Genomic DNA, 20,015 nt, shown 5'->3' with positions numbered 1-20,015 from the left:
TACGCACAGTGCACTTAATTGTTATTTAGGCCATTGTGCTAACGTTACACGGTCATTACCGCCAAGATCTTTAATTGTAAGTATATGGCTATACGACATTTGTGCAAAAAATTCTTGTACCTTCACACTTTGTTTGTAGCCATGTTCAATTAAAAGATAGCCATTTGTTGCTAAATAGTCACGTGCGATAGTAATAATTTGTTTTATATCAGCCATACCGTCGTCATCTGCAACTAATGCAGAGAGCGGTTCAAAGCGAACATCACCTTGGCTTAAATGCTCATCATCATGTTCAATATACGGAGGATTGCTAACAATTAGGTCAAACTTTTGTGTGCTTACTGCACTAAACCAATTGCTCAACGCAAAAGTGGCGTTGTTAATATTGAGTCGTTGTTTATTCTCTTTGGCAAGCTCAACTGCATCAGCCACTCTATCAACCCCTGTCACCTGCCAATTAGGCATTTCACTGGCTAATGCCAAGGCAATTGCCCCTGTGCCAGTGCCTAAGTCAAGCACGTTTGCAGCAGTAGGTAACTCAAGGCTTAAAGCATATTCAACTAACGTTTCGGTATCAGGTCTTGGGATCAGAGTTGTTGGATTAACCTTTAAAGGAAGACTCCAAAATTCACGGAAACCAACAATGTGAGCAACTGGTTCACCATTTAAACGACGCTGACATGCTTGTTCAAAATCACGTTGTTGCTGTTCGGTAAGTTGTTTTTCGGGCCAGGTAAATAAATAACTGCGAGGTTTATCAAGAATGGATAATAACAGAACTTGTGCGTCTAACTTAGCACTGTCGCTGCTAGGCGTTAATAACGCCGTTGCAGCAACAATTGCTTGTTCAATGCTTTGCGGCACGATTATTCATCGCCCATCGCAGCAAGTAAGTCAGCTTGGTGTTCTTGCATTAGAGGTTCGATAACACTTCCTAAATCACCGGCAACTACTTCATTCAAACGATAAAGTGTTAAGTTAATACGGTGATCGGTAATACGACCTTGCGGGTAGTTATAGGTACGAATACGCTCAGAGCGGTCACCACTACCTACTAAATTACGACGTTCTGACGCTTCAGCCGCTTGACGCTTTTCATCTTCAGCTTGTTGTAAACGTGCACCTAGTACAGACATCGCTTTGGCACGGTTTTTATGCTGTGATCGCTCATCCTGACACTCTACAACCACACCCGTTGGAATGTGTGTAATACGGATTGCTGAGTCAGTTTTATTTACGTGCTGACCACCGGCACCCGATGCACGGAAAGTATCGACTTTAATATCTGCAGGGTTAATTTCAATTGCTTCCGCTTCAGGAATTTCTGCCATAACGGCTACAGTACAAGCTGAGGTATGAACACGACCTTGCGACTCTGTCTCTGGTACACGTTGTACACGGTGCGCACCTGATTCAAACTTAAGCTGACCATACACGCCTTCGCCGGAGATATGTGCAATCACTTCTTTATAACCGCCGTGCTCACCTTCGTTAGTACTTACTACTTCTACTTTCCACTTTTTAGTTTCAGCGTAGCGGCTATACATACGGAATAAATCACCTGCGAAGATAGCAGCTTCATCACCACCGGTACCGGCACGAACCTCTAAATAGACGTTATTATTGTCTTTAGGGTCTTTTGGTAGCATTAGAATTTGGATTTCATCTTCTAATGCAATAATTTGTGCTTTTGCTTCTTTGTATTCTTCTTGCGCCATTTCACGCATATCAGGATCAGAGTCTTTTAACATTTCTTCTGCTGTAGCAACATCATCTTGCGCTTGTTGGTACGCTAAAAATGCTTTTACGATTTCTTCTAATTCTGAGTATTCTTTAGATAAGGCACGAAAGCGATTTTGGTCGCTGATCACAGAGGGGTCGCTTAGTAGCGCTTGCACTTCCTCATAACGCTCAACTAAGGTTTCTAATTTTCTATAAACAGACTCTTTCATTTAACGACTATTCCTGATCAATACCTAACATTTTCTTTAATTGGCTTAACTCCGCTGCTTCACCTTTTTTAGCAGCATCTTGAATGGCACGGGTAGGTGCGTGCATCAAGCGGTTGGTCAGTTTGTTTGCCAACTCGAGTATTACTTTTTCTGCCTCTTTACCTGCTTGTAGCTGGCCAAGGGCTTTTTCGACAAGTTCTGACTTTATATCTTGTACATCGTTGCGATAATGGCGAATAAGATCCACCGAATCGAGTGAACGCAACCACATAGCAAATTCATCGGTACGTGAGCGAATAATAGCTTGCGCTTGCTCCGCAGCCTGCTCACGGGCGGCGATATTCTCGCTTACTATGGCTTGTAAGTCATCAACTGAATACAAATAGGCAGCATCTAATTCGCCTACTTGGCTTTCGATATCACGCGGTACCGCAATATCGATAAATAACATTGGTTTGTGGCGGCGCTTTTTTAACGCCTGTTCTACAACCCCTTTACCAATAATAGGCAAGGTACTGGCGGTTGAACTAATAACAATATCGGCGTCGTGTATACGCTCAGGTAACTGGGCAAGCGCAATCACATCCGCGTTAACCTCACTGGCTAACGTTTTAGCGCGTTCAATAGTACGATTTGCCACCGTGATTTTTTGCGGATCGTTTTGGTATAAGTGCTTAGCAACTAGTTCAATCGTCTCACCTGCACCAATTAGCAGTACATTGGTTTTATCTAGTTTGCCGTAAATATGTTTCGCAAGATTAACCGCGGCATAGGCAACAGATACAGCGCTGGCACCAATGTCAGTTTCGGTACGAACTTGTTTTGCAACAGAAAATGTTTTTTGAAACAAGCGGTCAAAGGTTACACCAATGGCATCGTGAGTTTTTGCATTATGGTAGGCTTGTTTTATTTGCCCTAAAATTTGCGGCTCGCCAAGTACTAATGAATCTAGACCACAAGACACCCGCATTAAGTGGTTAATTGCTTCGTGATCTTCATGGTAATAGATATTGTTGCTCAGTTCTTGTTCATCCAAACCATGGAAACTGGCTAACCAGCGCAACAAGGTTTGGGAATTACGCTCGGCAAGGCTACAATAGATTTCAGTTCGGTTGCAGGTCGAAACAATAACCGCTTCATTAAAATGCGCATGACCACTTAATTGCTGTAACGCCTCAGACATTTGCTCAGGCGAAAACGCGACTTTTTCGCGTAATTCTACGGATGCGGTTTTGTGATTTATACCAAGTGCTACGATGGTCATATGTACCAAATATTGCTAAGCCCAGCTGTAAAGGCATTAATTTTACCAAAAATCAGCGGAATATGGAAAGTAAGGAACGACATTTGATTAAACAATATTTGATTTTATTCATGTTTTTTTTATTTATCGGCGGTTGTGCGCAAAAAATTTCAACAGTTGATTACATTTATCCTGACTGGAAAAGCCGATTAGAACAACAAGCTCAATGGCAAGTGCAAGGCAAAATGGCATTTATTAGTACAGAGCAGCGCCAGTCAGCCAATTTAAATTGGCAACATGATGAGCAATACAGTGAAATGGTGCTTACCAGCTTTATTGGTACCCGTATTCTATCTTTAAAGCAAAATGCACAAGGCGCTGAACTTGAGTATGACGACAATGTATATACTGACCGTGACGCCTCAATGTTGTTATATCGTTTAACCGGTTTTTCAATCCCATTGGATAATGCCGCAAAGTGGCTAAAAGGCACCGTCGAGAACGATCAAGCCAGCTATGATGAGCAAGGCCGTTTAAAAAGTCTTGTTTGGCAAGCTCACAATGGTCAACAGTGGCAGATTACCTATTCAGATTACATCAAACAAGATGGTTATTGGCTTCCTGTTAAGCTAAGCCTTAAAAACAATAAAATTCGTATTAAAATTCAACTTAATGATTGGCAGTTAAATTAATCATGACACACGCTTCAACCGGCCCGCTAACTTTAATAGCACCTGCAAAACTTAATTTATTCCTTCATATAAATGGTCGCCGTGAAGATGGCTACCATGAACTCGAAACCTTATTTACCTTTTTAGAGTTTGGTGATGACTTAACATTTACGGTTAGTAACGAGCCAGATATTTCTGTAACTGGTGATACAAACGGTATTGAGCTTGCAGATAACCTTATATATAAAGCAGCCCGTTTATTACAACAACACTGTAATTGCCAACAAGGTGCTTCAATAAAGCTATTAAAACGTTTACCTATGGGCGGTGGTGTTGGCGGTGGCTCATCTGATGCCGCCACTACCCTACTTGCTCTTAATAAACTATGGGGCTGTGATTTATCACTTACAGAATTAGCAGAGCTTGGGGTGAAATTAGGCGCTGATGTACCAGTATTTATAAATGGTCACACTGCCATTGCCCATGGGATTGGCGAGCAACTAGAAAATGTTGAATTACCGCAAAGTTGGTTCTGTGTGGTGCATCCAGGGCAGCATGTGAGCACCGCGAAAATTTTTACCCACCCAGATTTAAAGCGCGACACACCTAAGCTAAAAGCAGACTGGCAAACAGAAAATTTAGGCAATGATTGTGAGGCTTTAGTTAAAAAGCTCTGCCCCGAGGTTGAAAAAGCCCTGCAGTGGTTGCTAAAATACGCCCCGTCAAAGATGACTGGTACAGGCGCTTGCTGCTTTGCTGAGTTTTCAACCGAGGCACAAGCACAACAAGTTTTAGCTCAATTACCAGAAAAATGGACAGGTTTTGTTGCAAGTAGTGCTACACTTTCTCCTGCTCATACAGCATTAAATGCTCACTTTGAAATGAAGTAACGTACAAGTAAATGTTAACCTGCTTTGGTGCCTACCATAGCCTGTTAGTCCCAAAATTCAGTGCCTGAGGAACCCTACCGTGCCTGACATGAAGCTCTTCGCTGGTAACGCAACACCTGAGCTAGCTCAAAAAGTTGCAAAACGTTTGTATATTGAATTAGGCGATGCTGTTGTTGGCCGTTTTAGTGACGGTGAGATCAGTGTTCAAATTAATGAAAATGTTCGTGGCTCTGACGTTTTCATTGTCCAATCAACCTGTAACCCTACTAACGATAACTTAATGGAGCTTATCGTTATGGTTGATGCCCTACGTCGTGCGTCTGCTGGACGTATTACTGCCGTTATCCCTTACTTTGGTTATTCACGTCAAGACCGCCGCGTGCGTTCTGCTCGTGTACCAATTACAGCTAAAGTAGTTGCAGATTTCCTTTCAAGTGTTGGTGTTGACCGCGTTCTAACGGTTGATTTACACGCTGAACAAATCCAAGGTTTCTTCGACGTACCAGTTGATAACGTATTTGGTAGCCCAGTTCTACTTGAAGATATGAAAGAACGCGACTTCGATGACGTTGTTGTTGTTTCTCCTGATATCGGTGGTGTTGTTCGAGCTCGTGCAATCGCTAAGCTATTAAACGACACAGACCTTGCTATTATTGACAAGCGTCGTCCACAAGCAAACGTTTCACAAGTAATGCACATTATTGGTGACGTTGAAGGTCGTGACTGTATCATCGTTGATGACATGATCGATACCGGTGGCACTTTATGTAAAGCAGCAGCAGCGCTTAAAGAACACGGTGCAAAACGCGTATTTGCTTACGCTACTCACCCTGTACTTTCAGGTAATGCAGCTGAGAACATTCGTAACTCAGTTATTGACGAAGTTATCGTAACTGACTCAATCACACTATCTGATGAGCTTAAAGCAATTGATAAAATCAAAGTGCTTACACTTGCAGATATGCTTGCTGAAACAATCCGTCGTATCAGCAACGAAGAATCTATTTCAGCGATGTTTGAACACTAATCAACATTACTGCAATACTAAAAAAAGCACCGCTTAGGTGCTTTTTTTGTAGTCGTTATTTATTTTCCCCGAAAGGGGTGGTATGATAGCGCGCCTTTTGGCTGGGGACCTTGGTCGCAAAGGCCCTAAGACTATTAATTATTGGAGACATTATGTCAACTTACACATACAATGCAGAATTACGTACAGAAACAGGTACTGGTGCGAGCCGCCGCCTACGCCGTGAAGATAAAGTTCCTGCAATCCTTTACGGTGCTGACAAAGAAGCTGCATCAATCGTTCTTGCACACAAAGATATGATCAAAGCGCAAGAAGACGAAGGTTTCTACACGCATATCCTTACTTTAAACATCGGTGGCGAGTCAGTTGAAGCTATCCTTAAAGATATTCAACGTCACCCGTACAAGCCTAAGATCACTCACTTAGACTTCCAACGTGTAGATGCTACTCACAAACTTCACACTAAAGTGCCTGTACACTTCATCGGTGAAGAGAAAGTAACTAAAGCTGGTAACACTGTTGTTCACCAATTAACTGAAATCGAAATCACGTGTCTTCCTAAAGCACTTCCTGAGTTCGTTGAAGTTAACGTTTCAGATTTAGTAGCTGGTGATTCAATCCACCTTTCTGACCTTAAACTTCCTTCAGGTGTTGCATCTGTTGAGCTAACTAAAGGCGCTGATCACGATCAGTCAGTTGTTACTGTTAAAGCTAACAAAGCAGCTCCAGCTGAAGAAGAAGCTTCAGAAGACGCTGCAGAATAATTTTTAAGGTGTAAACACCTTGAATTCTATTCAAATGCTTGTGGGCCTGGCTAATCCAGGCCCCGAATACGCAAACACACGCCATAATGCAGGTGCTTGGTTCATCGAAGAACTGGCTGCACGTTATAACTGCACACTCAAACATGATCCTAAATATCACGGCCTCACCGGCAAAGTGATTATTCAAGGCCAAGAATTTAAATTACTGATCCCTACAACTTATATGAATTTAAGTGGTAAGGCGGTGAGTAGTCTCGCTAATTTCTTTAAAATCCCTGTTGAGAACATTCTCGTTGCTCATGACGAAATGGACTTAGATCCTGGGGTTGCAAAACTTAAAAAAGGTGGCGGCCACGGCGGTCACAATGGTTTAAAAGATATTATTGCGAAAATGGCAAACCAAAAAGATTTCATGCGCCTTCGCATTGGCATTGGTCATCCAGGTCACCGAGAAATGGTAACAGGCTGGGTGCTAGGTAAAGCCGCGAAAGACGATCAAGAAAAAATGGACGCCGCCGTTGACGAAGCAGTTCGTTGTATGGAAATACTTGCAAAAGATGGTGTGTTAAAAGCACAAAACAGACTACATTCATTTAAACCTTAATCCGTTTTAATGAAATTACACAAGGTATCTTACTATGGGTTTTAAATGTGGCATCGTTGGTTTGCCAAACGTTGGTAAATCAACTCTATTTAATGCACTAACTAAAGCGGGTATTGAAGCCGCTAACTTCCCTTTCTGTACCATTGAGCCTAACACGGGTGTGGTACCGGTTCCTGATGCGCGCTTAAATGATTTAGCCGCTATCGTAAATCCTCAGCGTATTTTACCAACGACGATGGAATTCGTTGACATTGCCGGTCTAGTAAAAGGCGCATCGAAAGGTGAAGGTTTAGGTAACCAATTCCTAGCAAACATTCGTGAAACAGATGCGATTGGTCACGTTGTTCGTTGTTTTGAAGACGAAAACATTGTTCACGTTGCTGGCACAATTGACCCTGCTGATGATATCGATGTAATTAACACTGAATTAGTACTTGCTGATATGGACAGTGCTGATAAAGCGATTGTTCGTAATGCTAAAAAAGCAAAAGGCGGCGACAAAGACGCTAAAGAGCAAAATGCTGTTTTAGAAAAAGTAAAAGTACACTTAGATGAAGGTTTAACGTTACGTTCTTTAGAACTAACAAAAGAAGAAAAAGCAGCGATTAAGCCGCTTAACTTCTTAACAATCAAACCTACCATGTATATTGCTAACGTGGCAGAGGATGGTTTTGAAAATAACCCTTACCTAGACAAAGTACGTGAAATTGCTGCTGCAGAAGATGCGGTTGTTATTCCAGTATGTGCAGCGATTGAATCTGAGTTATCTGAACTTGAAGAAGAAGATAAACTAGAATTTATGGCTGACCTAGGTTTAGAAGAGCCAGGTCTTAACTTAGTGATCCGTGGTGGTTACGAGTTACTTAAATTACAAACCTACTTCACTGCTGGCGTTAAAGAAGTACGTGCATGGACAATCCCAGTAGGTGCGACTGCACCGCAAGCTGCGGGTAAAATCCACACTGACTTTGAGCGTGGCTTTATCCGTGCACAAACTATCGCATTTGACGACTACATTGAGTTTAAAGGCGAAAGCGGTGCTAAAGAAGCTGGTAAGATGCGTCAAGAAGGTAAAGAATACATCGTTAAAGACGGCGATGTGATGAACTTCTTATTTAACGTATAAGCATATTTGCTCATTCGATTATAAAAAAAGGCTCGTTATTACGAGCCTTTTTTATTGCCTAAATATTACTAACTCAGTAAAACATCAAAGCATGATGAGTAATACTTCTGCTTGTTCTTTTTAGTGATGTATTATGTTACTCAAGCTGAACAGTGAGTTATGTTATTAAGAGTGAGAACAACAGTTAATTGAGGGGAACTTCTAAAGCTCGCTCCCCATTTTGCAAACTGTTGACTGCTCGATTAGCAAATTGTGGGTATTTTAAAAGTAAAAATAAGCCCCCTTAGTGACAAAATAGCCTATATAAATTCATTCGCTTTCGCTTTTTTATGTTTAAATCACCTAAAAGATCACGCTAACTAATTTTGAAACTTGATTTTTGTATGAAAATCAAGCAACTTTAAATGTACGTTTTAAAACTCTTACGATGCGTTTGGGAATTAAACCCATAAATTGCAGTCAAAAAAACAGCAATTTAAATGAAATTTCGCCACTTAGCTTAATTTTAATGCAAACAAACACTGATAAGCATTTTTTTGCAAAAAAGGTGTTGACGGATTTAGGTCATATCAGCATAATACGCCCCGCACTCAGCGATGAAGTGCTAACAAAAAAGATGGCTAAGTAGCTCAGTTGGTTAGAGCACATCACTCATAATGATGGGGTCACAGGTTCAAATCCCGTCTTAGCCACCACTTTTTTGCTCAATGAAGAGTTTAAAATAACTACCAGTACTTTAAGTACGAATGATGCGGGAGTGGCGGAATTGGCCGATGTCTTGATTAAGACGCTGGATTTAGGTTCCCTTACTACGAACGCAAAAGGTATGCGGGAGTGGCGGAATTGGTAGACGCGCTGGATTTAGGTTCCAGTAACTTCGGTTGTGAGAGTTCAAGTCTCTCCTTCCGCACCATGTTCTTGATAAGAACTCAAACTATCAAGCTTTTGTTGGGATATCGCCAAGCGGTAAGGCAGCAGGTTTTGATCCTGCCATTCCCAGGTTCAAATCCTGGTATCCCAGCCACGATGGCTAAGTAGCTCAGTTGGTTAGAGCACATCACTCATAATGATGGGGTCACAGGTTCAAATCCCGTCTTAGCCACCATTCTTTCTTAAGAATGGCTCTGCAGGAGTTAAAGCTGCACTCAATGAAGAGTTTAAAATAACTACCAGTACTTTTAGTACGAATGATGCGAAGTAGCGGAATTGGCCGATGTCTTGATTAAGACGCTGGATTTAGGTTCCCTTACTACAAACGCAAAAGGTATGCGGGAGTGGCGGAATTGGTAGACGCGCTGGATTTAGGTTCCAGTAACTTCGGTTGTGAGAGTTCAAGTCTCTCCTTCCGCACCATGTTCTTGATAAGAACCAAAACTATCAAATTATTCTTTGTTGGGATATCGCCAAGCGGTAAGGCAGCAGGTTTTGATCCTGCCATTCCCAGGTTCAAATCCTGGTATCCCAGCCACTTTCTCTACCAAGAGAGTGAATAAGAATACTCACGCTAAGAGCTTAAATTAGCAAACCTTATGATGCGGGAGTGGCGGAATTGGTAGACGCGCTGGATTTAGGTTCCAGTAACTTCGGTTGTGAGAGTTCAAGTCTCTCCTTCCGCACCATGTTCTTAAGTAGAACTAAAACTCTTCAAGTTTAGCGTTGGGATATCGCCAAGCGGTAAGGCAGCAGGTTTTGATCCTGCCATTCCCAGGTTCAAATCCTGGTATCCCAGCCAACTACTTACTTCCCTTTCAAGTTTCAAGTTTCAAGTTTCAAGTTTCAAGTTTCAAGTTTCAAGTTTCAAGTTTCAAGTTTCAAGTTTCAAGTTTCTCCAAAGTATATTTGGTATTAGCAAAAAAAACGGGCTAATTTTCATTACCCCGCTTCTTTGTCTTTTGTACGATTAATTTTTTTACGATTAACTTAATGTCCCGCTAATCGCATATTTTAAAACCCAGTTCTTTGCAGGGCCAGTGTTATTAGCAAGCTTTAAAAACTTACTGCGCACCCAGCTCAGTGGTTTAATCTCGTTTGAAAAACCAAAATAACACGCATCCATCATACTCATCATTAATAAATTAGCGTGGCGGCGTTTTTTCTCGTAGCGCTTTAATAACGCTTGCTGACCAACATCAGGTTGATCCGCCAAAATATCTGCCAGTGCTACAACATCTTGAAACCCTAGGTTCACACCTTGCCCAGCAAGCGGGTTAATTGTGTGCGCCGAATCACCCACCAAAACTAAACGTCCGTGCGAGTAATCATTGGCATGCTGGCGTGCAAGTGGAAAAACAGCATGCTCAAGTAATTCAAAGTCGCCCGGTAATTCAGGAAAATGGTCAATGAGCTTCGCTTTAAGTTGCTCATTCGACAATTTTTGCCACTGCTTTAAAACCGCAGCCTCGTGATAACAAATTAAATTAGCATAAGGCGCCTGCATCGGTAGAAACGCCACAGGCCCGGTTGGCGTAAATTGTTGCCACGTTTTTACCTGCTGTGGGGCATCTAATTTGATTAACACGCCCATGCAATGCTGGCCATATTGCCAACCCGTTACACCTAAACCAGCTTTAGTTCGCAATTGTGACTGTCCACCATCTGCAGCAACAACTAAATCAGCGGTATATTGAGTATCGCCATAATGTAAGGTGATTGAATCAACCGTTTGAGTAATATCCGTGATGGCAGATAACTGCTCTATCACTTCGATGTTGTACTTGGCGAATTGCTGCCAGAGACTTGCTTGAATTAAATTATTTTCGATTAAATGACCTAAATGCGTTTCGCCAATCTCATGGCTATCAAACAATAAATTCTCGCCTTGTTGCTGGTAGGCCTCTAATTGTTGATAAGGTGCGATACGATTTTGTCTAAGTAACGGCATTGCACCAAGCTCATCGAGTAAATTCTCTGAAAAACGATTAATAGCCGAAATGCGAATATCAACCTTATCTGAGCTTAAAATTTGATCAGCATCGATAAGGTGCTTTTCAATAACGGTGACATCCCTACCCTGCTTAGCCAGTTTTACAGCAGTAGCAGCACCTACCATGCCGCCACCGACAACAATTACCTTATTTTTATTCATTTAATATTCGCTCATTTGGCTATTTAAATACGAGATAAATTGTAACGTAATTCAATATTGCGTGTCAGTGCATTTACTGCTTATGAATTTCAAAACAGTGACTTGTTTGATTTCACACCACAAAGATAAAAACTATACTTGGATCTGTGCGGGTATCCAGCTAAAATACGCGTCCTTTAAGTCGGCATACTTGCCACTTAATCCTGTTTCTAACACATTTTTGTGTCACTACCGAATTGAAAACGAGGCTATATTTCAATGAGTAAAAAGCTGCATATTAAAACCTGGGGTTGTCAGATGAACGAGTACGACTCTCAGAAAATGGCTGATCTACTAGATGCGACTAACGGCTATCAGTTAACTGAAGAAGCTGAAGACGCTGACGTGATCTTACTCAATACCTGTTCAATCCGTGAAAAGGCACAAGAGAAAGTATTCCATCAGCTTGGCCGTTGGAAACTATTAAAAGACGACAAACCAGAGTTAATCATTGGTGTTGGTGGCTGTGTTGCATCGCAAGAAGGTGACTCAATTCGTCAACGTGCGCCGTTTGTTGATGTAATCTTTGGCCCGCAAACATTACACCGCTTACCTGAAATGATTAAGCAAGTGCAAAGTGGCGACAGCAGCTCGGTAGTTGACGTTTCATTCCCTGAGATTGAAAAGTTCGACCGTTTACCAGAGCCAAAAGCGGAAGGCCCTACTGCGTTTGTATCAATTATGGAAGGTTGTTCTAAATACTGTACATTCTGCGTAGTTCCTTATACACGTGGTGAAGAAGTAAGCCGCCCACTTGATGACGTCTTACTTGAAGTTGCCCAACTTGCAGAGCAAGGTGTTCGCGAAGTAAACCTACTTGGTCAAAACGTAAATGCGTATCGTGGTGAAACTCACGACGGTGAAATTTGTTACTTCTCTGATCTATTACGTTATGTCGCTGCGATTGACGGTATTGACCGCATTCGTTATACCACATCGCACCCTGTAGAATTTACGCCAGATATCATTGATGCGTACGCAGACGTACCTGAGCTTGTTGACCACCTACACTTACCAGTGCAAAGTGGTTCAGACCGTGTTCTTAACCTTATGAAACGTGGTCATACTGCACTCGAGTACAAATCTACGATTCGTAAGTTACGTAAAATTCGCCCTAACCTAAGCATGTCTTCAGACTTCATCATTGGTTTCCCTGGCGAAAGTAAAGCGGACTTTGAAGCAACTATGAACCTTATCAATGATATTGGTTTTGATATGAGCTTTAGCTTCATCTACAGTGCGCGCCCTGGTACGCCTGCTGCTGATTTACCAGATGACGTAACAGAGCAAGAGAAAAAAGAACGTTTATACATTCTGCAAAACCGTATCACGCAAATGGCGCAGCAAATCAGCCGCCAAATGTTTGATACCGAACAGCGTATCCTAGTTGAAGGTCCTTCTAAGAAGAACCCAATGGAATTACGTGGCCGTACTGAGAACAACCGAGTGGTTAACTTTGAAGGCCCTCACTCAGTGATCGGTCAATTCGTTGATGTACGTATTACAGAAGCATTGCCAAACTCTTTACGTGGTGAACTAATTCGTACAGAATCAGAAATGAACTTACGCCGTGATGTGGCACCTTCAGCTATTTTAAGTAAAGCTGCTGAAGCTGAGGCCGCTGCGGCCCCTAACGAAATTGGCGTTGCTACTTTCGTACCTTAGGGTGACACTTGGTGCAGGCACAGCCTGCACCCATCAATAGGAAGCAATTTTGAGTAATCAGTTAAAAACATTAGAGATTTATTTAGAACCCGCCGACAACAAACGCCTTTCATCTTTATGTGGTCCGTTTGACGAAAACATTAAGCAAATTGAACGCCGCCTTGGTGTTGAGATTGCACATCGTGATAATTTCTTCAGAGTAACTGGTAAACTGCACCTTGCAGCAGCGGCTGTTGAGATACTAAAAAACCTCTATATTGAAACTCAACCTATTCGCGGCCTGATTGGCGAGATTGAACCTGAAGCCGTACACTTGGCAATTAGCGAATCAAATGCGCTAGAGCAAGATGAAAACCCAGGTGTATATGGCAAAGACATGGTGATTAAAACTCGCCGTGGCGTTATTAAACCGCGCAATGATAATCAAGGCGTGTATGTTGCAAATATTTTGCACCACGATATTACCTTTGGTATTGGCCCAGCCGGTACAGGTAAAACTTATTTAGCGGTTGCTGCAGCTGTTGATGCCTTAGAGCGTCAAGAAATTCGCCGTATTTTATTAACTCGTCCTGCGGTTGAAGCTGGTGAAAAACTAGGCTTTTTACCAGGTGACTTAAGCCAAAAAATCGACCCGTATTTACGCCCTCTATACGATGCATTATTTGAAATGCTGGGTTTTGAGCGTGTAGAAAAGTTAATAGAGAAAAACGTGATTGAAGTTGCGCCCCTTGCCTACATGCGTGGTCGTACGCTTAATGACGCGTTTATTATTCTCGATGAAAGCCAAAATACCACAGCAGAACAAATGAAAATGTTCTTAACTCGTATTGGTTTTAATTCAAAAGCTGTGATCACGGGTGATATCACACAAGTCGATTTACCGCGTGGTGCCCGCTCAGGCCTACGTCATGCCATCGAAGTATTAAACGGTGTCGATGAAATTAGCTTTAACTTCTTCCAATCACACGATGTGGTTCGCCACCCGGTTGTTGCTCGTATCGTTGAAGCTTATGAGCGTAACGATGAAGCAGAACGTTTAAAACGTGCAGAGAAGCAACGTGCGAAAGAAGCACAAGCAAACCAACAAGAAGCAAACTCGTGACCGAATTAGATTTACAAATAGCCTGTGAGTTTGACGACTTACCAAGCTTTGAACAATTCCAGCTATGGGCTGACAAAGCCCTTAGCAACTACCGTGAAGATGCAGAGCTGACTATAGTGATCAGCGATGAAGCACAAAGCCAGCAGCTCAACAATGATTACCGCGGCAAAGATAAACCGACTAATGTCTTATCTTTTCCATTTGAAGCACCACCGGGCATTGAGTTACCTTTAGTAGGTGATTTAATCATTTGTCCGGCTATTGTTTTAGCCGAATCAATTGAGCAAGAAAAAACCTTTCACGACCATTTTGCCCATATGGTTATCCATGGATGCTTGCATTTACTTGGATTTGACCATATAAAGGACGAAGATGCACTTGAAATGGAAAGCATAGAAAAGCAATTACTTGCCGATCTGAACATCGCTGACCCATATCGAGACGATATTTAAATTAACGGAGCAATTAGACGCAATGAGCGACGACAACTCGCAAACTAGCCAGGGTTCTTCTGGCAAAACGTGGCTGGGCCGCATAGCCCAAATGTTGCAAGGGGAACCCCAGAATAGAGAAGAGCTGGTAGAAGTAATTGCCGATGCGCAAGAACGCGACCTTATCGACCCTGAAACCAAAGATATGATTGAAGGGGTGCTAGGTGTATCAGAGCTGAAAGTGCGGGACATCATGATCCCACGCTCGCAAATGGTAACCTTAGAGGTTGATACACCATTAGAAGAACTATTACCTATGATGGTTGATTCAACACATTCACGTTTTCCTGTGGTATGTGAAGACAAAGACCATGTTGAAGGTATTTTATTAGCAAAAGATTTATTACCACTGATCATCAACAAAGATGAGCAACTGCCTTCTTTACGTGAATATTTGCGTCCTGCAGTTGTAGTGCCTGAAAGTAAACGTGTAGACACGCTGCTTAATGAGTTCCGTCAACAACGTTACCACATGGCGATTGTTATTGATGAGTATGGTGGCGTGTCTGGTCTTGTCACTATCGAAGATATCCTTGAAATCATCGTGGGTGAAATCGAAGACGAGCACGATGAAAGTGAAGACCTACAAGATATTCGCCAAGTTGCAAAACACGTATACGCTGTGCAAGCGTTGACCGAAGTTGATGACTTTAACGAGTATTTTAAAACTGGTTACAGCACCTCAGATGCTGACACCATAGGTGGTATTGTTTTACATGCATTTGGCCACATGCCAAGCCGTGGTGAAACAATCGAGGTAGAAGGCTTACAATTTAAAGTCACTAACGCAGATAACCGCCGTATCTTACAATTGCAAGTCACCATTCCAAAGGCTGATGATAACGACAGTGAAGAAACTGCTAACTAACCTAAGTCACCTTGCAAAAGATAAAAAAGCCTGGCTCGCACTTATTGCGGGCCTCTTTTTAACCTTAAGTTACGCACCCTATAACCTATGGTTTATAACTTTTCTTTCCCTTGGTGCTCTACTCTACTGCATTAACCCTCTCGCAAACGGTAAATTAGCCGCTAAACAAAGTGCTAAATATGGCTTTATATTTGGTTTAGGATGGTTTGGTGCAGGTATAAGCTGGGTGCATGTATCAATAGCGACCTTTGGTGGCATGCCATTAATCGCATCACTTTCGTTAATGGTGCTGCTTTGTGCTTATTTAGCCCTTTATCCTGCATTAGCTACTTGGCTGGCAACACGCCTTGCTACAGGCCCATACAGCTTTATATGTTGGTTACTCGCCGCTATCGCAACCACAGAATACTTACGTGGCACATTGCTAACGGGCTTTCCGTGGCTGAGTTTTGGTTATACGCAAACAGACAGCCCACTTAATTTTTTAGCCCCAGTGACTGGTGAGTTTGGGATTACGCTTGTATGTATATTAATTGCGTTTGCTTTATATCGCCTAGCAAATAAAGATGGTAAACCTCTTATCGCCTCTGTAGCCCTATTAGCTGGCTTATATGCGATTGCAAGCAGCAGCCAGCTACACTACCAAGACAAAACCATTAAGACTGTACTAGTGCAGGGTAATATTAAACAGCATCTTCGCTTTGAACCGTCTGAGTTTTGGACGACTATGAGCAAATACCAAGATATGACTCGCCTGCATTGGAATGCTGATTTGATTGTCTGGCCAGAAGCTGCTGTGCCTGAGCTTGAAGCATTATCAACCGAATATTTAACAGGCCTTGATAGTGCCGCAACGTTTAATGACACCGCGCTTATTACCGGTATCGTTGATTACCAATACGACACGCGTAACATTTTTAATACCTTAATAGTGCTTGGTAAAAAAGAACACAATGACAGTGAAGGCCACTATCAATATTTAGGTAAAAACCGCTATCAAAAGCATCAGTTATTACCTATTGGTGAGTTTGTGCCGTTCCAAGACTTCTTACGTCCAATTGCGCCACTGTTTGATTTACCTATGTCATCTTTCACTCGTGGCGATGAAGTGCAAAACAATTTACGCGCAAATGGCTTAAATATTTTACCGGCTATTTGCTATGAAATTGCTTTTTCTGAGTTGGTTCGCGGAAATTATCGCAGTGACTCCGACATTCTATTCACAGTGAGTAACGATGCATGGTTTGGTGACTCACATGGCCCGCATCAGCACATGCAAATAGCGCGTATGCGCGCCTTAGAGTTACAGCGCCCGCTAATTCGTGTGACGAATAATGGTATTAGCGCCGTTTACGACCCTATCGCTCAATCGCAATTAGCTATGCCACAATTTAAAGCGGATGTACTTGAGGCCAATATCACTTTAATCAAAGGCGATAGTATCTATAGTCAATATGGCAATTGGCCAGTATGGGCGGTAGTGATATTACTGAGCGCTGTGGGTGTCTTTGTAAGGGTTAAGAAATAACTATTAAAAAGGCTTCATGATGAAGCCTTTTTAACATTTTAAGATTCTATCTTAATCAACTCTACATCAAATATAAGTAGCGAGCCTGCTGGAATACTGCCGACGCGTTTACGGCCGTAGGCAAGCTGAGGCGGGATATAAAAGGTAAACTTATCCCCTTCGTTCATTAGCTGTAAGCCTTCGGTCCAACCTGCAATGACTTGATTCAAACCAAAGCTGATTGGCGAATTTCTTACCACTGAACTGTCAAAAACACTGCCATCCATAAGCGTGCCATGATAGTGAACCTTTACTTTACTGGTTGCACTTGGCTTTGTGTCATTACCTGAACTTTGCTCAATTTTGTATTGCAGCCCAGATGCGGTTTCATGAACATCATCGGCTTTACTGTTATTCGCTAAAAAGTCCGCGGCGAGCTTTTCATTTTCAAGGGCTTGTATCTTCGCCTTTTTGCTGTTTTTAAAGATTAAAAAACAAAAAATACCAATGATCAGTAAAAGTATTAAATTAATCATTCTGCGTCCTTCTCATCATCATTGTCGCCATTTACGATATCTGCAATATTGGCAAGCCTTGCTAAGGCTAGCGCGTTAATAGAGCCTTCAGGGTAACCTTCTGCGGTCATTTCACCTGCGTCTTTATCCATTAATAAGCTCAGTGCTTGATCAACCGTTTCAACGGCATAAATATTAAAGCGCCCTTTTTCAACCGCATCGAGTACTTCGTCATCAAGCACTAAATTAACTTGGTTTGATTTAGGAATAATCACCCCTTGCTCACCGGTTAAGCCACGCATTTTGCAAAGTTTGAAGAAGCCTTCTATTTTCTCGTTTACGCCACCAATTGATTGCACATCACCATGCTGGTTAATTGAACCTGTAAGTGCAATAGATTGGCTAATAGGTAAGTTTGTAATGGCTGATATAAGCGCGCACAGCTCTGCTAATGAGGCGCTATCACCGTCGATGTAGCCATAGCTTTGCTCTATTGCGATATTGGCACTGAGCGTTAGGCTAAATTGCTGAGCATACTTATTACCTAAGTAACCCGTTAATAGCATCACCCCTTTTGAGTGAATGGCTTTACCTAGCTCGGCTTCACGTTCAACGTCAATTACGCCATCTGCACCTGCGTACACAGTGGCTGTAATGCGTGCAGGTGTACCAAATGAGGTATCGCCAATGTGCAGCACAGTTAAGCCATTTACTTTGCCCACTGCGTGACCTTCGGTTGCAATTAAAATTTGCCCCTCTTTGATATCACTCAGCATGGTTTCAGAAATTTGCCCTGTGCGGTATTGCTTGCCAACAATGGCTTCATCTATGTGATGAGCATCAATCACGGTTTGCCCATCTTGTTTGGCATAAAAACTGGCTTCTGCCACTAACTCTAATACATCTGCAAAGCGAGCTGAGAGCTTGTTATGGTGCTCAGCTTGGCGATAACTAAACTTTAATAATCTTGCCATTGCCGCTTCATTTACCGTGCAATTAAGTGTTTGCTGACAATATTCCGTCACCTTGGTAATGAACTGATATTGCAGTTTATCGCTACTTGGCAAGTAATAATCAAAGTCAGCAAGGACACGGAATAACTCTGCAAACTCTTCGTCATATTCACCTATGGTGTAATAAAGGTCGCGAGAGCCTAGCAGCACTATTTTTACATCAAGAGGAATAAGCTGCGGACGTAACGTAAAGCTACTTCCCACTGAGCTGTCTTGATATGGTAAGTCGTTTTTGATTTGATGCGTTTTTAAAGAAAGCTTAAGGCCATCCCACACTTGTGGGTTCGCCATGACTTTTTCAGCATCCATAATCAAATAGCCACCATTAGCACGGTGCAGTGCACCTGGCTGAATTGAGCGGTAACTGGTGATAAGCGAGCCTTGCGAAGTCGCATATTCAATTTTGCCGAAAATATTGCCAAAAGTCGGGTTTGGCTCATACACCACAGGGGCTGCATCGCCCTCTTTGTATTCGACTAGAATGTTTGGCGCAAAGAAGTCTGTGAGCATCCCTTTACGGTCAAAGTCTTCTTTGTTTTCGTCGTTTTCATCATCGTCGAGCCATTCAAGTACCGCATCAATGATTTCTTCACGAATGTCTTTTAAATAACGTAATACACCGATGTGTGTCGCGTATTTATGTTCAAGGGCTTTAATGAGTGGCTTAGTGGCAAGCTCAGCAGTTGATTTTTTAAGGTTACGTAGCTTTTCAGATGACTCTCGTTTCCAACGAGGAAGCTCAATTAATGCTTCGATTAACGCGTCTTCAAGCTTTTCGATAACCTCATAAAACTCAATACGCAGAGGCTCATCAAGGGCTGCAAATTCACTGTCGCTCAGTTGTTTACCATTCACTAAAGGCGCAAATCCAACAACGCCATTTTCTTCAATCAGTGCCACACTTTGTTCAAGAGCCGCAATTTCAACAGCAGTAATTGCCGCATCGTAAGTATCGGTGAATTCACGATCGATTGATTTTTTCTTGCGTTGATAACCTGGGTTATCAAAAGCCGCTGGGAATGTATCGAGTACTTCGTCAATGAATGAATCTATATCGTCAGCTAACTGCTTTGATTGACCTGCTTGCATAAATAACGCGATTGGCTCGCGGTGGTCATCATAGTTGTTAACATACAACCACTCATTAGGCGTTGGGCGGTCTTTTGAATGGGCTGTGAGTTTGTCTTTTACTAAGGTGTAACGACCATGAGCCGCTTCACCCATCACATAAACATTGTAACCAGGTAATTCCATGCCGAGTGAAAAGTCGAGGGCACTTTGTGCACGTTGTTGACCAATAAATGGCAACGCTTCTGGATATGGGTTTTGCATACAAGTCGCAACATGACTTGCAGCAATCTTAGGCGCTAACGCAGAAATAGGTAGAGGGATTAGTTTTTTTGTCATTCTAACTTCTTATTTCCCAGTTTTGACTGGGCATTATAGGTAACGC

General features: G+C 42.3%; 18 protein-coding genes and 8 tRNA genes. 20 read left to right on the top strand and 6 right to left on the bottom strand.

Going from position 1 to position 20,015, the window contains the following annotated elements:
• Positions 1-21 precede the first annotated feature (21 nt).
• From prmC to hemA, 3 genes are read right to left on the bottom strand one after another with little or no spacing between them, the layout of a single operon-like run.
• The gene (gene prmC / locus ABMY41_RS09470; RefSeq protein WP_251599858.1) at positions 22-864 is read right to left on the bottom strand and encodes a peptide chain release factor N(5)-glutamine methyltransferase; all 843 of its coding nucleotides are present in this window, start codon (positions 862-864) and stop codon (positions 22-24) included.
• A gap of 2 nt (positions 865-866) precedes the next feature.
• A complete protein-coding gene (gene prfA, locus ABMY41_RS09465) occupies positions 867-1,952 on the bottom strand; it encodes a peptide chain release factor 1 (protein ID WP_054551648.1) in 1,086 nt (361 codons plus the stop codon).
• 7 nt (positions 1,953-1,959) lie between these two features.
• The gene (gene hemA, locus ABMY41_RS09460) at positions 1,960-3,216 is read right to left on the bottom strand and encodes a glutamyl-tRNA reductase (protein ID WP_349274557.1); all 1,257 of its coding nucleotides are present in this window, start codon (positions 3,214-3,216) and stop codon (positions 1,960-1,962) included.
• A gap of 110 nt (positions 3,217-3,326) precedes the next feature.
• Between hemA and lolB the strand changes: the two genes are divergently transcribed.
• The 15 genes from lolB (at position 3,327) to ABMY41_RS09385 (ending at position 10,009) form a co-directional block, all read left to right on the top strand.
• Positions 3,327-3,887, top strand: a complete 561-nt coding sequence (gene lolB, locus ABMY41_RS09455) for a lipoprotein insertase outer membrane protein LolB (protein WP_349274556.1) — start codon at positions 3,327-3,329, stop codon at positions 3,885-3,887.
• A gap of 2 nt (positions 3,888-3,889) precedes the next feature.
• Positions 3,890-4,756: a 4-(cytidine 5'-diphospho)-2-C-methyl-D-erythritol kinase gene (gene ispE, locus ABMY41_RS09450; RefSeq protein ID WP_349274555.1), complete on the top strand. Its 867-nt coding sequence runs from the start codon at positions 3,890-3,892 to the stop codon at positions 4,754-4,756.
• Positions 4,757-4,835: 79 nt separating this feature from the next.
• Complete coding sequence (locus ABMY41_RS09445) at positions 4,836-5,783, top strand: ribose-phosphate pyrophosphokinase (RefSeq protein ID WP_054551652.1); 948 nt, start codon at positions 4,836-4,838, stop codon at positions 5,781-5,783.
• Between the two features lie 152 nt (positions 5,784-5,935).
• Positions 5,936-6,547, top strand: coding sequence for a 50S ribosomal protein L25/general stress protein Ctc (locus ABMY41_RS09440; RefSeq protein WP_130167046.1), 612 nt, complete (start codon positions 5,936-5,938; stop codon positions 6,545-6,547).
• Between the two features lie 19 nt (positions 6,548-6,566).
• Complete coding sequence (gene pth, locus ABMY41_RS09435; RefSeq protein WP_130167045.1) at positions 6,567-7,151, top strand: aminoacyl-tRNA hydrolase; 585 nt, start codon at positions 6,567-6,569, stop codon at positions 7,149-7,151.
• A gap of 34 nt (positions 7,152-7,185) precedes the next feature.
• On the top strand, positions 7,186-8,277 hold the full coding sequence (ychF, locus tag ABMY41_RS09430; RefSeq protein ID WP_055022130.1) for a redox-regulated ATPase YchF: 1,092 nt from the start codon (positions 7,186-7,188) through the stop codon (positions 8,275-8,277).
• Positions 8,278-8,656: 379 nt separating this feature from the next.
• Positions 8,657-8,905: a hypothetical protein gene (locus ABMY41_RS09425; protein WP_063528696.1), complete on the top strand. Its 249-nt coding sequence runs from the start codon at positions 8,657-8,659 to the stop codon at positions 8,903-8,905.
• Positions 8,896-8,972 (top strand) — tRNA-Met (locus ABMY41_RS09420). Before ABMY41_RS09425 ends, ABMY41_RS09420 begins: the two co-directional genes overlap by 10 nt.
• Before the next feature lie 133 nt (positions 8,973-9,105).
• Positions 9,106-9,190: transfer RNA gene (locus tag ABMY41_RS09415), tRNA-Leu, on the top strand.
• A gap of 36 nt (positions 9,191-9,226) precedes the next feature.
• A tRNA-Gln gene (locus ABMY41_RS09410) sits at positions 9,227-9,301 on the top strand.
• Between the two features lie 4 nt (positions 9,302-9,305).
• A tRNA-Met gene (locus ABMY41_RS09405) sits at positions 9,306-9,382 on the top strand.
• A gap of 163 nt (positions 9,383-9,545) precedes the next feature.
• Positions 9,546-9,630: transfer RNA gene (locus ABMY41_RS09400), tRNA-Leu, on the top strand.
• Between the two features lie 40 nt (positions 9,631-9,670).
• Positions 9,671-9,745, top strand: a tRNA-Gln gene (locus ABMY41_RS09395).
• 66 nt (positions 9,746-9,811) lie between these two features.
• Positions 9,812-9,896, top strand: a tRNA-Leu gene (locus tag ABMY41_RS09390).
• A gap of 38 nt (positions 9,897-9,934) precedes the next feature.
• Positions 9,935-10,009 (top strand) — tRNA-Gln (locus ABMY41_RS09385).
• A gap of 183 nt (positions 10,010-10,192) precedes the next feature.
• Here the strand turns inward: ABMY41_RS09385 and ABMY41_RS09380 are convergent.
• On the bottom strand, positions 10,193-11,362 hold the full coding sequence (locus ABMY41_RS09380; RefSeq protein WP_349274554.1) for an FAD-dependent oxidoreductase: 1,170 nt from the start codon (positions 11,360-11,362) through the stop codon (positions 10,193-10,195).
• Positions 11,363-11,620: 258 nt separating this feature from the next.
• Between ABMY41_RS09380 and miaB the strand changes: the two genes are divergently transcribed.
• Genes miaB through lnt form a run of 5 tightly spaced genes read left to right on the top strand, consistent with a single transcriptional unit; the run spans position 11,621 to position 17,055 of the window.
• Entirely contained in the window at positions 11,621-13,066 is a 1,446-nt protein-coding gene (gene miaB / locus ABMY41_RS09375) for a tRNA (N6-isopentenyl adenosine(37)-C2)-methylthiotransferase MiaB (protein WP_138602619.1), read from the top strand.
• 49 nt (positions 13,067-13,115) lie between these two features.
• Positions 13,116-14,168, top strand: coding sequence for a PhoH family protein (locus ABMY41_RS09370; protein WP_054551658.1), 1,053 nt, complete (start codon positions 13,116-13,118; stop codon positions 14,166-14,168).
• Positions 14,165-14,620, top strand: a complete 456-nt coding sequence (gene ybeY / locus ABMY41_RS09365) for an rRNA maturation RNase YbeY (RefSeq protein ID WP_054551659.1) — start codon at positions 14,165-14,167, stop codon at positions 14,618-14,620. Before ABMY41_RS09370 ends, ybeY begins: the two co-directional genes overlap by 4 nt.
• Before the next feature lie 22 nt (positions 14,621-14,642).
• Positions 14,643-15,527: a CNNM family magnesium/cobalt transport protein CorC gene (gene corC / locus ABMY41_RS09360; RefSeq protein ID WP_054551660.1), complete on the top strand. Its 885-nt coding sequence runs from the start codon at positions 14,643-14,645 to the stop codon at positions 15,525-15,527.
• Entirely contained in the window at positions 15,508-17,055 is a 1,548-nt protein-coding gene (lnt, locus tag ABMY41_RS09355) for an apolipoprotein N-acyltransferase (RefSeq protein WP_349274553.1), read from the top strand. The genes corC and lnt overlap by 20 nt, the downstream gene beginning before the upstream one ends.
• A gap of 38 nt (positions 17,056-17,093) precedes the next feature.
• On the opposite strand, the gene ABMY41_RS09350 is transcribed toward lnt, so the two are convergent.
• Positions 17,094-17,570 (bottom strand): FKBP-type peptidyl-prolyl cis-trans isomerase, encoded by a 477-nt coding sequence (locus ABMY41_RS09350; protein WP_289096720.1) that lies wholly within the window; start codon positions 17,568-17,570, stop codon positions 17,094-17,096.
• Positions 17,567-19,969, bottom strand: a complete 2,403-nt coding sequence (locus ABMY41_RS09345) for an ATP-binding protein (RefSeq protein ID WP_055196909.1) — start codon at positions 19,967-19,969, stop codon at positions 17,567-17,569. Before ABMY41_RS09345 ends, ABMY41_RS09350 begins: the two co-directional genes overlap by 4 nt.
• Positions 19,970-20,015 lie beyond the last annotated feature (46 nt).

The organism is Pseudoalteromonas sp. BZA4 (assembly GCF_040104395.1).
Lineage (GTDB): Bacteria > Pseudomonadota > Gammaproteobacteria > Enterobacterales > Alteromonadaceae > Pseudoalteromonas.
This window is presented reverse-complemented; position numbering and strand designations above follow the sequence as displayed.

What these genes read in the sequence shown, in the direction of transcription:
- prfA (WP_054551648.1), bottom strand. Translation starts at nt 1,952, where the DNA reads ATGAAAGAGTCTGTTTATAGAAAATTAGAAACCTTAGTTGAGCGTTAT.
- hemA (WP_349274557.1), bottom strand. Translation starts at nt 3,216, where the DNA reads ATGACCATCGTAGCACTTGGTATAAATCACAAAACCGCATCCGTAGAA.
- lolB (WP_349274556.1), top strand. Translation starts at nt 3,327, where the DNA reads ATGTTTTTTTTATTTATCGGCGGTTGTGCGCAAAAAATTTCAACAGTT.
- ispE (WP_349274555.1), top strand. Translation starts at nt 3,890, where the DNA reads ATGACACACGCTTCAACCGGCCCGCTAACTTTAATAGCACCTGCAAAA.
- ABMY41_RS09440 (WP_130167046.1), top strand. Translation starts at nt 5,936, where the DNA reads ATGTCAACTTACACATACAATGCAGAATTACGTACAGAAACAGGTACT.
- ychF (WP_055022130.1), top strand. Translation starts at nt 7,186, where the DNA reads ATGGGTTTTAAATGTGGCATCGTTGGTTTGCCAAACGTTGGTAAATCA.
- ABMY41_RS09380 (WP_349274554.1), bottom strand. Translation starts at nt 11,362, where the DNA reads ATGAATAAAAATAAGGTAATTGTTGTCGGTGGCGGCATGGTAGGTGCT.
- miaB (WP_138602619.1), top strand. Translation starts at nt 11,621, where the DNA reads ATGAGTAAAAAGCTGCATATTAAAACCTGGGGTTGTCAGATGAACGAG.
- corC (WP_054551660.1), top strand. Translation starts at nt 14,643, where the DNA reads ATGAGCGACGACAACTCGCAAACTAGCCAGGGTTCTTCTGGCAAAACG.
- ABMY41_RS09350 (WP_289096720.1), bottom strand. Translation starts at nt 17,570, where the DNA reads ATGATTAATTTAATACTTTTACTGATCATTGGTATTTTTTGTTTTTTA.
- ABMY41_RS09345 (WP_055196909.1), bottom strand. Translation starts at nt 19,969, where the DNA reads ATGACAAAAAAACTAATCCCTCTACCTATTTCTGCGTTAGCGCCTAAG.